Origin of the sequence: Micromonospora fiedleri (assembly GCF_016774385.1) — a bacterium.
Lineage (GTDB): Bacteria > Actinomycetota > Actinomycetes > Mycobacteriales > Micromonosporaceae > Micromonospora > Micromonospora gifhornensis.
On record NZ_JAETXL010000019.1, the window covers coordinates 42,680 to 53,557 of the forward strand.

Annotated in this window: 14 protein-coding genes; 8 read left to right on the forward strand and 6 right to left on the reverse strand. The window is 68.6% G+C overall.

What is annotated here, in order from left to right; translation table 11 throughout:
• Nucleotides 1–117 precede the first annotated feature (117 nt).
• On the forward strand, nucleotides 118–1,308 hold the full coding sequence (locus JMF97_RS29770) for a DUF4241 domain-containing protein (RefSeq protein WP_203224556.1): 1,191 nt from the start codon (nucleotides 118–120) through the stop codon (nucleotides 1,306–1,308).
• Between the two features lie 217 nt (nucleotides 1,309–1,525).
• Nucleotides 1,526–2,014, forward strand: a complete 489-nt coding sequence (locus JMF97_RS29775) for a protein-tyrosine phosphatase family protein (protein ID WP_203224557.1) — start codon at nucleotides 1,526–1,528, stop codon at nucleotides 2,012–2,014.
• A gap of 47 nt (nucleotides 2,015–2,061) precedes the next feature.
• On the opposite strand, the gene JMF97_RS29780 is transcribed toward JMF97_RS29775, so the two are convergent.
• Nucleotides 2,062–2,787, reverse strand: a complete 726-nt coding sequence (locus JMF97_RS29780; protein ID WP_203224558.1) for a hypothetical protein — start codon at nucleotides 2,785–2,787, stop codon at nucleotides 2,062–2,064.
• 255 nt (nucleotides 2,788–3,042) lie between these two features.
• Between JMF97_RS29780 and JMF97_RS29785 the strand changes: the two genes are divergently transcribed.
• The 3 genes from JMF97_RS29785 (at nucleotide 3,043) to JMF97_RS29795 (ending at nucleotide 5,123) form a co-directional block, all read left to right on the forward strand.
• Complete coding sequence (locus JMF97_RS29785; protein WP_102659720.1) at nucleotides 3,043–3,426, forward strand: PadR family transcriptional regulator; 384 nt, start codon at nucleotides 3,043–3,045, stop codon at nucleotides 3,424–3,426.
• Entirely contained in the window at nucleotides 3,423–4,316 is an 894-nt protein-coding gene (locus JMF97_RS29790; protein WP_238360413.1) for a hypothetical protein, read from the forward strand. Before JMF97_RS29785 ends, JMF97_RS29790 begins: the two co-directional genes overlap by 4 nt.
• A gap of 93 nt (nucleotides 4,317–4,409) precedes the next feature.
• The gene (locus JMF97_RS29795; protein ID WP_203224559.1) at nucleotides 4,410–5,123 is read left to right on the forward strand and encodes a class I SAM-dependent methyltransferase; all 714 of its coding nucleotides are present in this window, start codon (nucleotides 4,410–4,412) and stop codon (nucleotides 5,121–5,123) included.
• 203 nt (nucleotides 5,124–5,326) lie between these two features.
• On the opposite strand, the gene JMF97_RS29800 is transcribed toward JMF97_RS29795, so the two are convergent.
• A complete protein-coding gene (locus tag JMF97_RS29800; protein ID WP_203224560.1) occupies nucleotides 5,327–6,151 on the reverse strand; it encodes a class I SAM-dependent methyltransferase in 825 nt (274 codons plus the stop codon).
• 118 nt (nucleotides 6,152–6,269) lie between these two features.
• Between JMF97_RS29800 and JMF97_RS29805 the strand changes: the two genes are divergently transcribed.
• The 3 genes from JMF97_RS29805 (at nucleotide 6,270) to JMF97_RS29815 (ending at nucleotide 8,281) form a co-directional block, all read left to right on the forward strand.
• Complete coding sequence (locus JMF97_RS29805) at nucleotides 6,270–6,593, forward strand: hypothetical protein (protein ID WP_203224561.1); 324 nt, start codon at nucleotides 6,270–6,272, stop codon at nucleotides 6,591–6,593.
• A 187-nt stretch (nucleotides 6,594–6,780) separates the two neighbouring features.
• Nucleotides 6,781–7,530, forward strand: coding sequence for a phosphotransferase family protein (locus tag JMF97_RS29810; protein ID WP_203224562.1), 750 nt, complete (start codon nucleotides 6,781–6,783; stop codon nucleotides 7,528–7,530).
• 34 nt (nucleotides 7,531–7,564) lie between these two features.
• Nucleotides 7,565–8,281: an SDR family NAD(P)-dependent oxidoreductase gene (locus JMF97_RS29815; protein ID WP_203224563.1), complete on the forward strand. Its 717-nt coding sequence runs from the start codon at nucleotides 7,565–7,567 to the stop codon at nucleotides 8,279–8,281.
• A gap of 114 nt (nucleotides 8,282–8,395) precedes the next feature.
• Here the strand turns inward: JMF97_RS29815 and JMF97_RS29820 are convergent, their stop codons facing one another.
• The 4 genes from JMF97_RS29820 to JMF97_RS29835 all read right to left on the reverse strand — a co-directional run bounded on the left by JMF97_RS29820 (nucleotide 8,396) and on the right by JMF97_RS29835 (nucleotide 10,691).
• On the reverse strand, nucleotides 8,396–9,328 hold the full coding sequence (locus JMF97_RS29820) for an AEC family transporter (RefSeq protein ID WP_203224564.1): 933 nt from the start codon (nucleotides 9,326–9,328) through the stop codon (nucleotides 8,396–8,398).
• A gap of 313 nt (nucleotides 9,329–9,641) precedes the next feature.
• Complete coding sequence (locus tag JMF97_RS29825) at nucleotides 9,642–9,932, reverse strand: hypothetical protein (RefSeq protein ID WP_146017505.1); 291 nt, start codon at nucleotides 9,930–9,932, stop codon at nucleotides 9,642–9,644.
• A 62-nt stretch (nucleotides 9,933–9,994) separates the two neighbouring features.
• On the reverse strand, nucleotides 9,995–10,507 hold the full coding sequence (locus JMF97_RS29830; RefSeq protein ID WP_203224565.1) for a SigE family RNA polymerase sigma factor: 513 nt from the start codon (nucleotides 10,505–10,507) through the stop codon (nucleotides 9,995–9,997).
• A 28-nt stretch (nucleotides 10,508–10,535) separates the two neighbouring features.
• Nucleotides 10,536–10,691, reverse strand: a complete 156-nt coding sequence (locus tag JMF97_RS29835) for a hypothetical protein (RefSeq protein ID WP_203224566.1) — start codon at nucleotides 10,689–10,691, stop codon at nucleotides 10,536–10,538.
• Nucleotides 10,692–10,878: the final 187 nt, after the last annotated feature.

A 10,878-nucleotide genomic window follows, 5' to 3' on the forward strand; every position in this document is an offset into this window, starting at 1 on the left:
CCGTGCCCTGAGCAACCTGCCTGCCGACCTCAGCCTGGTGAGGTACGGATCAGCCGAACCAAGCCAGGTGTGCACACCCGGTCTTGAAGGAGAAGACGCGGAGGTAGGGTCACCTCCGTGCGAGCCAGGCTGGAGGCTGTCTACTGCGACGGATGGGACGCTGGTGTCGTCAATCCGTTGACGTCGAGCGCTGCGAAAGCACGCGACGCGGCGGCCGAGCCGTACACCGTCGTGCTGTTGCTCGACGGTCGGCTGCATGCGGTGATGGACCTGTCCTGGAGCGACGGGTACTGCGGGATAACTCGATTCGACGCTGCGGAGAGAACCCTGTCTCGGCACCTGCTGCGCGGCACCGGCGAGGGCGATCTGTTCCTGCGCGAAGTCCGCACCTGGGATGGCCCAGCCGACGCAGGCAAGCACGAATATCCGCACGTCGCGGCCAGGACGACCACCACGTACACCGTTTCCGGAACGCGTACCGACATCGTGGAACCGCACGGTGACCGAGGCATCAGGCGGGACTCAACTTCGCAGCAGCGAGCACCGCGGCTACCCATCCCGGCGTTCGGCCGATGGGACGAGCTGTTACGCCTCGCCGGAGAGACATCCCGAGAGACATCCCGCGAGATCGTCGACGCCGTCCAGCACGAGTTGCCGGTGCGCGTGGAGGCCCGTGCGCCGTGGCGAGCGCCGCGCCCCCTCAAGCCGCAGGGCATCGAGGAGCTGTTCGTCCCCGGCACCATCGTCGACGTCCGAGATCAGCGGCTTCGACTGTCGGTCCATGAGGCCGGGCAGCTTCGCCTCACCTCCGGCCGTCTGGTGGCAGCCGACCCGTCGTCGCTGGAGTTTGACGCCGAGCCGTTCACCGTCAGCGTGCCACCGGGCGCGTACCCGGTGTCGATCAGCCTTGCCACCTACCTCGATGACCCGCGCCACAGCCGAGTCAGCGCTGCCCGCCTCGACGTCAGCGACCGGCCCACCGCGCGGTGGGAACTGGCCCTGCGCGATGGCCAGAACCCGATCGATCTGGGCCATCGGCAGTACTTCGGATTCGGCGTGGACGCCGGCATGGCCTGCTTCGTCGACGCGGACGCCAGCGAACGGATGCAGGACGTCTGGCTGACCCTCGACGGCCTGGTCGACCCCCGGCACCGCACGATCGACTCTGGAGCGATGGTCGCATGGTCCAGCGGCTGGGGCGACGGCAGCTACCCGACCTGGATCGGCTATGACACTGCCGGACACGTGACCTGCTTTGTCGCCGACATGCTGCTGTTCCCCACCGACAACGACGAGGACGACGACTGACCTGCAAGCACCTAAACGTTTACACGGATCCGAAGCCGTGTCAGCGTCGTTCTGTGCTTTCCGCCGACCTGAGCAACTCCACAGACGCATCACCGCAGGTCCCGCTCGGCATCCTCGGGGCTCTGTTCCTTACGTTCGCCCTCGGAAACCTCGTCCTACGCCGGTGGGCCGACCCTGACAAACGACCCCGCCCTTCCGAACACAGTCAGGCCACCACATGCGACTCACTCCCACCCTGTACCGCATTCCGACGCCGCCACCCGGCCAGTTGAGCACGATGCCGCGACCGCGCGGCGACGACTGGCTCGACGACGAGATGACCGCCCTGCGTGACATCGGCGTGGATGTCCTTGCCTGCCTGCTCACCCCGACCGAGGCCGCTGAACTTGGTCTCACCGGGGAGGCCGCCGCCGCCACCAACGCCGGACTGGAGTTCCACGCCTTCCCGATCGACGACCTCGGCATACCCGACCATGCACTGGCACGGCCATTCCTCGACCTTCTGCATGACCGGCTAACCGGGGGACGGCACGTCGCGGTGCACTGCCGCGCCGGCATCGGAAGGTCATCACTGATCGCCGCAGCCTGTCTCCTCCGACTCGGCACCCCCCTCGACGACGTCTGGCAGGTCATCGGTGAGGCCCGAGGCGTGACCGTGCCGGAGACCGAACAACAGCGACACTGGCCGGAGCAACTCCGGCGGTAACTCTGCTCGACGAGTCGGTTTTGACCTGGAAGCCTCGCCGATCGCACCTAACAGTACGTACCATCCATCATCGACTGTGGTGAGCCATCGCTCACCCAGGGCTCGTCGAGGAGCCAGGTTTTCACGACGGTCGGGATCCAGCTCGCGCGGTGTCCGTTCGCCGCGATCCGTGCGTCCAACCCGTCGAAGTACACGAGGTGTTTGTCGTCGGCCCACCATTCGACACAGAACCCGCTCGCCATGTCGAGGCGGCGGAGGTGTGGATGGCGGGCAAGCAGCCTCTCCCGGTAGGCGTTGGCGTCGGTCGGCGTTTCGGTGGACCGGTGGTTCTGGCGGTCGGCGTGGTGCAGGAGGGCGTCGCACTCCAGGAAGTGGTCCAGCGATGGAAACGCTGGAACCTCGGTGTCCAGGTAGCCGAACCACACGGTGCCGTCGGGCTGCAGGAAGCTGTAGCGGCAGCCGTCCGGATCGGTGTCCGAAACAGCGAAATCGAACCGGATCTGCCTCTTGTCGGGGTCGACGTCGAATACGGGCGCGACGACGATCTCGCTCGCGCGAAACGCGCTGCGGTAAGTCAGCCCGGAGTATCGACGCTGGATGTGTCGCAGCGTGGTCAACGCGTGTTCGTCGCAGTGCCCGAGCGCAGCGCTCATCACCGCTCGGCACTCGTCGTCGTCCGGACCAGTGTCGACCTGCATGGCGTGGGCATGCTCGGCAAGGAAGGTCCGGGCCAGGCCACTGAGCGAATCCGCTACCTCGAGAACGTGCGCCATCCGTTCATTCTCCGGCAGCGGCCATGCCGCGATCGGGCCCGATTCTCACCAGCCGGCGCAGCTGGCCGCGTGCTCCAGGTCGCTGCGACCTGATGACGCGACTCCTTGCAGGTGAGGCCCCAGGTCGGAGTTGGGGTGCCTCCGGGAGGGTGTGCTCGGCCGTCCGATGCGCTGTCTTGTGGGGGCGATCAGGTGAGGCAACCACGCTGGACGGTCACCTTGGCAAGATACTCATGTTGCTTGTATATTCAGGTCATGCGATCGACTTCGCGTCCCGCGTTGCGGGAACCGTCGTACTTCGTCCTTGCGGCTCTGATCGGCGGCCCGCTCCACGGCTATGCCGTGATCAAGCGGGTGACCGAGCTGTCCGACGAGCGGGTGACACTCGCTGCCGGTTCGCTGTACTCGGTGATTGACCGGCTGCTCGGCGAGGGACTCATCACCGCCGATGGTGAGGAGATTGTCAACGGGCGTGCCCGTCGCTACTACCGGCTCACCGACGAGGGCTACCGCGTACTCGCCGAGGAAGCCGACCGGCTCGCCCGGGCCGCCCGGGTGGTCATGGATCGTTTGCCGCACCGGAGCTTCCCGCTGGGAAGCACCGATCAACCTTCTATCGTGAGGACCAGACCAGCATGAGTTCTGATGTTCTGGAGAAGCGGTACCGCATGCTGCTGCGGGCCTACCCGGCCGACTACCGCCGGGAGCGTGCCGACGAACTGATCGACACGTTGATCGGCGACGAACCGACCACCCGCCGCTGGCCCAGCATCCGGCAGGCGGCCTCACTGATCCGGGGCGGCCTGCGGGTGCACGGCGGCAGCACCGCGGCCCGGCCCACCGCCGTGCTGCTCTGGCAGGGGCTGCACCTGGGCGCCATGGCGGTGCTGGCACTGGGTGTGCTCATCGGCCTGAACGACATCGTCGGGACGTTCCAGTTCGGCGTATTCCTGGACCCCCTCGGCGTCCTGCGGGATCAGGGCATCCACCTGGTCATGGTGAGCGCAGCGCTGGTGGCGCTCGTCGTGGGCCACGACCGCACTGCTGCCGTCCTGGTGGTGACTGCAGCGGTGGTGCCGACCGTCATCTCTCCGTACCTGTTCCTCAACGGACTAACGCAGTGGTGGGCACCGGTCGTCGCCGCGCCATTGATCATCGCAGGCCTGCGGCGACCGGCCGACGTGCCGCCTGCGCCCCGGGGCAACGCAATTCTGGTCACCGCCGTCATAGTCGCGCTGCATCTGATCCCGGTGGAAGGCTACCGCCCCGCCCCTGTGAGTACGCAGATCATCTCCATCGCCATGGTGATCGTCGGCGTAGCCGTCTTCCTGTGGGTGGCGACGGCCGACCAGCGACTGCTTATCGCCGTCGCCCCGACCCTCTTGCTGGGCACGCTGCATCAACTGGGCAACGCCGGAACGGGGGAGCTGCTGCGCCGGCCTGACGCCCTGCCGTCCCTGGTCCTCGCAGTCCTCATGGTGGCCGTCGCGGTCGTCTCGACTCGGCTGCGGCAGCGCACCCGCGCCTGATCAGCCACGGGCGGTCCGACCACGGCCGAGGCCAGCACTCGGTGATCACCGGGAGGACGCCCCACAGGAGGCTTCGGCAGGTACCCTTGGCCGGTGTTCTCGCCTCAGGGTCCGTCTCTGCGGGAACTCTGCGTCCAGGCGTTCTCCTCGGTCGAGCGCGGCTATGACCTGCTGGCCCCGAAGTTCGACCACACACCTTTTCGTACGCCGGACAGCTATCTCCGCGCGACCGCCGACGCGTTGTCCGAACTCGGGCCGTTCGACCAAGGCCTGGACGTGTGCTGCGGCACCGGAGCGGGCATGGCGGTGCTCAGGTCCGTGTGCCGCGCAGGCATCACGGGCGTGGACTTCAGCGCCGGCATGCTCGCCCAGGCACGCAGCACCCACCCGGACGCCACGTGGGTTCAGGCTGATGCCCGCGCCCTGCCGTTCACCGGAGGCTTCAACTTGGCCGTCAGCTTCGGAGCGCTCGGGCACTTCCTGCCCACCGAGCGACCCGCCCTCTTCGCGGGCGTCTACCGCGCGCTGCGGCCCGGCGGGATCTTCGCCCTCCCGATCGGTGCACCGCCGCCGCTGACCTCGACCGCGCACTGGGCCGCGCTCGGCTTCGACCTGGCCATGCGGGTACGCAACACCGTGTGGCGACCCCCGTTCGTCATGTACTACCGGACCAACCCGCTGCCCGCAGTTCGCGACGACCTGACAGCGGCCGGCTTCACCGTCACCACCGTCGCGCTGACCGCCCTGGGACAGCGCCGCGACGGCAACCCGCGCTGCCGGCTCATCCTCGCCCAACGACCACACTGAACACACGCGTCCGTGGCTTCCGCGTAGCGGTGGTGAGGGGCACCGGCCTGGTGCGGACGGAGACTGGCGCCGCGTTGCTGTGCTGAACCGCCGCAATGGGCAGGGCGTCGGGTTGCCGTCGACCGACCGTCGCCGCGGCGCGCAGGCTGTCGGACCGCCTTCCTGGAGCCAACCGCATGTACTTCGTGTGCCGTTGGAGGACGTCACCGTCGTTCGGCGATCAGGATTTCTGTGTCACCGGGCCAGTCCCAGAACAGACCGCTCGCCGGCGATGCCTGCTCCAGCAGGACCCGAAGCTCTGCGATGAACGCGTTCAGCCTGGACCCGAACAGGTGAGGCGCAGCGAAGGACATCGACAGGTAGCCGGCGATGACGCCGTCGACATCACGGACGATGTCGGGCCGTCCCGGCGCGTAGACCACGCGCGGCCTTCCGAAGCGAGTGCGGGCAAGCGTCTGCTCGAAGCGCTCCGCCTGGTAGAACGTTGCTGGTCGGGCACCCGAGCGTCGCTGCGGCCCGAGGTAGGCGCTGATGAGCCGATCGACGTCGTCATGCGGAACGGGTGGCGTGTCCGGCAGCTGCCGCGGGGCCGGCCGGGTCGGGTCGTGACCGATGAGCACGATCGCCCCACCCGGTTCCAATGCATGCCAGACGGCTTCGGCGACACGGACGCGGTCGGTGCGATGAAACGACTGCCCGAACGTCACCGTCCGCATCGGCGGCAGCGCCAGGTGGGGAAGGTCCTCAGCGGTGGCCCGGACGAAGTCGACCCCTGCCACCCTCTCTGCCGCAGCGTAGGTGCGGGCCTCGGCGAGCATGTCCAGGTCCGGCTCCAGCAGCGTCACGTGCGCGAACAGCGACGCGAGTTGCAGCCCCACCGTGCCCGGGCCGCTCCCGACATCCAGCAGTTGGCCGCTACCGTCGAGCCCCAGCTCACCTGCCAGCACCTCGCCCAGCTGAGCGGAGTAGGGCGGCCGCCCCTGCCGGTAGTACCGCGCGGTGCCCTTGAACTGGGTCGGGTCGTACACCCGAACACTCTCGCAGCCCATCACACCGTCCGGACGCGCGCCGCGACATGAGGGCTACCGGCGCTGCCGCAGACTACGCACGCGAGCCGCCCACCTCCTCGTGAGAGATCATGTCGGCATGGCCAGCATCGTCGAGATCCACGTCCCATTGGTGCCAACTCCGGGTCTTGATCCGGACGCCTACGCGTTTCCCTGGATCGACCAGGTCGAGGACTTCCTGGTCGACGTGGAAGACGAAGGCACGATCGAGGTGTACGACGACGGCGAGGAACTCGGCGACGTGTACGTCTTCTTCATCACCGCAGCGAGCGAGGCCAGCCTGCTGGCCGCCGCATCACGGGTGGCAACTCTCGACGGCGTGCCGGCGGGCGCGTTCGCCATCGTCACCGATGACGGGGCTCCGGACGGAACCGGACGACGAATCGACCTCCCGGTCGCCTGAGGAGCCGCCTACACCCCGCGCGCACCTGAAGCCTCTTCCAAGAGGAACGGCAAGGCGGTGCGGAGCCTCGACTGCGACGTCCAGCGGATGGTCGTGCCGGTGTGGGACGAGTCGGCCAGGGCGCTTGCTTGTGGCGCCGTAACGCACGCAGACAATCCGTGGCGGCGTCGACAGCCAGCCTTCGATAATGACCGGTGTGGAAGAGGTTGCGGTCGTCGTCGCCCACAACGAGCGCGTGACCCTGCGCGTCGGCGACGTGTTCCTGAAGGTCGACAGCGATCAGGCGCGCATCGATGTCGAGGTCGAGGCGATGCGGCTGGCACCCGTCCCGACTCCCGAGGTCCTGTGGCGCAAGCCGCCCGTCCTCGCGATCGCCGCCGTCCCTGGCCAGGCACTCGGCCGTCTCGGTGAGCCGTCACCCGCGTCACCGGCGGCTTGGGCCGCGGCGGGTGCTGCGATCCGGAAGCTGCACGACGCGCCACCGCCGCCGTGGGTCGGTAAGAAGCTCGTCGGGTTGGACGCGGAACTCGAGCGCGAATGCGCCTGGCTCGTCGACAACGGCGTCCTGCCTGCCGGCCTGGTCGACCGCAACCGCGAGATAGCCCAGGCCGCGATTCGGCCGTGGACGCCAGTGTTCATGCACGGTGATCTGCAGATCACCCATATCTTCACCGACGGCGACGAGGTCACCGGGGTGATCGACTGGTCCGAGGCGGCACCTGGCGATCCGCTGTTCGACCTGGCCATCCTGACTCTCGGGCACGAGGAACGTCTCGGCGACCTCCTCGCCGGTTACGGCACCGACGTCGACCGGGACGTGATCCGCGCCTGGTGGTCGCTACGCAGCTTGCTGGCATCCCGCTGGCTGATCGAACACGGCTTCGACCCCTCCTCGCCAGGCTGCGAGTTCGACGTACTGAGATCACAGATGGGTTGACCTCAACCAGAGTTGAGGTGCTTCACTGCCTGCCGTGGATCTTGATGGTGTGCGTGTCGTCATCACCGGTGCGGCACGGGGCACGGGGCGACTCCTGGCCGAAGCGTTCGCCGAACGCGGCGCACAGGTCTTCCTCTCGGCCCGCGACCTGGCGGCGGCCGAGCAGGTTGCGGATGCGATCAGCCGGCGAGGGCCGGGTCGGGCTCACGCGTTCCGCTGCGACCTCGCCGTACCGAACTCCGTGCGCGTGTTCGCCGCGGCCGTGGCCGACCGGACGAGCCACCTCGATGTGCTGATCAACAATGGTGCCGCATACCTCGAAGGCGAGGACCTGGCGGACGGCTCCGACGATGCGATCGAAAGCGTGATGGCCGCGGGCGGAACCGGCACCGCGCTGCTGACCAAGCATCTGTTGCCGCTGCTACGCGCATCGTCGCGGCCCGACGTCGTCAACATGATCTCCGCGTGCGGCGAGGTGGGGCACCGCCGTTCAGGCGCCCATCCCGCGTTCTACGCAGCCAAGCACGCCCATGCCGGGCTCGCTGAGATCCTGTCGTACCGGCTCCGGCCGGAAGGGATCCGAGTGATCTCCCTGTTTCCACCGGACTTCGTCCAGGACGGGCCGTGGCAGGCGGACAGCGACCTCACCGCGCGGTCGGTCATCGACTGCGTGCTCTTCGCGGTCGGTCAACCACGAGACTGCTTCATCCGCGAGTTCCACTTCGAGCAGGTGCGGAGTCCGTACGCGTGAACGCCCGCCGTGCCAGGCAGCCTGGCTGACGAGGCTTCTCGGCGCAGGTCAACGCGCGCGTTCGCCCACGACCGGAGCATTCACCAGGATTGCCGGACCAGTCAGTTGACGGGCCTACCCGAGCACCGTCGCCGCGGCGGCCAGGGTCGCCAGCGACAGCGTCGTGGTCACCACCACCGCCCGATTGGCGAACGCCTGGCCGACACCGTACTCCTGACCGAAGATGAACGTGTTCTGCGCTGTCGGCAGCCCCGCGCACACCACCACGGCGAGCAACTGCGGCGCGGACAGGTGCAAGGCCAACCCGGCCGCGTACGCGATGACCGGCTGTGCGACGAGCTTCAACACGGTGATCACAGCCAGCTCGGCCACCCCGACCGGCTCGGCCGGCTCTGCCCGGGACGGCGCCGTGTGGTGCAGGGACGCGCCGAGGGCGACCAGGGCCGCCGGAACCGCGGCACCCGCCAGCAGGGTGAGCGACGCGTCGGCCGCCGACGGTAGTTGCAGGTCGGCAGCCGAGCACGCGACGCCGAGCAGCGACGCCAGGATCACCGGGTTGCGTACCGGCAGGGAGGCGATACGGCGGACCCGTACCCGCCCGGCCGGGTCGCTGTGCCGGTCCAGGGCGACCAGGATCACGGGCGTCACCACCAGCGCCTGCAGCAGCACCACCTCCGCGAGGAACGACACGTCGCCGAGAACCTGCGTGGCGATGGGGATGCCGAGGTTCGCCGAGTTGACGTACCCGGCGGCCATGCCCCAGATGGGCCGTTCGCCGGGTGCGCGACCGAACAGCCGGCTCGCGCCGACCCACCCGAATCCGAGGACCACGGCGGTGCTCACCGCGAAGGCGAGCAGCGGGCGGCCTGCGAACCCGGAGAGCGGCATTCGGGACAGGGCCAGGAACAGGGCGGCCGGCATCGCAAGGTGGAACACGAACCGGCCGAGCACCGACGCCCCCGCCTCGCCCAGCAGGCCCCACCGACAAGCCGCGTAGCCGACCGCGGTGAGAATCCAGATCGGCACGAACGCCGACACCAGGCTCATACAGGCGTCACCGGCAGGCGGGCATCGCACCGGCCCAGGGACTCGCGGGCACCCGGGATGTACGAGTCGAGAGACCTGGCAATGACCTCGACCCGGGCGAGGATGTCATCAACCTGCCGCAGGTACGTCGATCGGGGAGCCACGCGTTCAGCCTCGCATCCCCTCCGGGCCGAGCACACGCCCCGCTCTCGCACGGCTCTGACGGGCCAATCCCCACGTGCACATCACCGCCGAGCGCAGACGTGCGGCAAGCCCGGCGGTGGGCGGCTCCGGTCTGTCCAAGCTCGGGCCGCCCGGCCGATGGTTCCTGGAGTCAGGAACCTGCGCCCGGACCCTTCGGATCCACCGGAGGGAAGGGGACAGGGCTGATCGGGACAGGACTGGGCAGGTCGGCCGGCGGGGAGGGGACAGGGCTGATCGGGACAGGGCTGGGGAAGTCCACCGGTGGCTGATCGGCGGGCGCGGACGGCGGGGCGTCCCGGCTCACCGCCAACGCCAGTGGCGTGCCGACCATGAGGGCGGCGACGACGCCCGCCACCCCCACCGAGACGGTGAGGGTACGACGCCGGCGCGCCCGGGCGACGGCGGAGTCTGTCAGGTTCATCGGAACTGCCTCCTCGGCAAGGTCGGTAAGGGTGGATCGGATGAGGTCGTCGATCGGGGTGTTCATCGCTTCAGCTCCAGCACGAGTTCGGCACCGGGCAGCACCTCACGCAGCCGGCTGACCGCCCGGTGGGTCCGGCTGCGGACCGTCCCGACCGAGCAGCCGAGCACCTCGACCACCTGTTGCTCGGGCAGGTCCTCGTAGTACCGCAGGACCAGCACCGCACGTTGCGCCACGGGAAGGCGCAGCAGAGCTGCCCGCATGGCCAGCCGCAGGTCGGCATGGCAGCTGTCGTCCGGGTGTTCCCGCTCGACCGGCGAGCCGACAAGCGTCTCCCGTAGTCGTCCCCGGCGCCGCCACCAGCTGACCCGCTCGCGGTACATCACCGCGCGCACGTACCCCTCGGGGTCCTCGTGCCGGATCGTCGGCCACCTGGCGTACGTCTTGGCCAACGCCGACTGCACCAGATCCTCGGCGGCATGCTGATCGCCGGTCAGCAGGTACGCCGCCCTGATCAGGGCGGCGGTCCGGTTCTGCGCGAACTCACCGAACCTGGCTCTCGCCTCGTCGTCCAACCGCTGAACTCCGTCCCGTACGCCTCATTCACCACCACAGACGCACGGGATCGCGCCCGCTATCCACGAAATGCTGTCCATGATCGTCGAGGTGGAACTGCTCCGGGACGGCGACCTCGACCACCGCGTTGGCCGGCGCGCCGACCACGACCTCGGCCACCGCGACGACGTCGTCGGCTGCCATCGGTTGGATCAGCACCGGTGCGAGGTGCACGGTGCAGCCGGCTTGCGTTGACTACGGCTCCTAGCCTCGGTCTTTCATCTGGGCAGTCGTTCATAGCTGTTGGTCGATGATGTTGGTTCGGGGTTGGTCGGTCGGTTTGCTGGCATGCTGATGGCCCGACGCTGGGCCGGGTTCCTCCGTGCTGCGG

Coding starts and splice junctions, on each gene's coding strand:
- JMF97_RS29775 (WP_203224557.1), top strand. CDS start 1,526: ATGCGACTCACTCCCACCCTGTACCGCATTCCGACGCCGCCACCCGGC.
- JMF97_RS29780 (WP_203224558.1), bottom strand. CDS start 2,787: ATGGCGCACGTTCTCGAGGTAGCGGATTCGCTCAGTGGCCTGGCCCGG.
- JMF97_RS29785 (WP_102659720.1), top strand. CDS start 3,043: ATGCGATCGACTTCGCGTCCCGCGTTGCGGGAACCGTCGTACTTCGTC.
- JMF97_RS29790 (WP_238360413.1), top strand. CDS start 3,423: ATGAGTTCTGATGTTCTGGAGAAGCGGTACCGCATGCTGCTGCGGGCC.
- JMF97_RS29805 (WP_203224561.1), top strand. CDS start 6,270: ATGGCCAGCATCGTCGAGATCCACGTCCCATTGGTGCCAACTCCGGGT.
- JMF97_RS29810 (WP_203224562.1), top strand. CDS start 6,781: ATGACCGGTGTGGAAGAGGTTGCGGTCGTCGTCGCCCACAACGAGCGC.
- JMF97_RS29820 (WP_203224564.1), bottom strand. CDS start 9,328: ATGAGCCTGGTGTCGGCGTTCGTGCCGATCTGGATTCTCACCGCGGTC.
- JMF97_RS29825 (WP_146017505.1), bottom strand. CDS start 9,932: ATGAACCTGACAGACTCCGCCGTCGCCCGGGCGCGCCGGCGTCGTACC.
- JMF97_RS29835 (WP_203224566.1), bottom strand. CDS start 10,691: ATGGCAGCCGACGACGTCGTCGCGGTGGCCGAGGTCGTGGTCGGCGCG.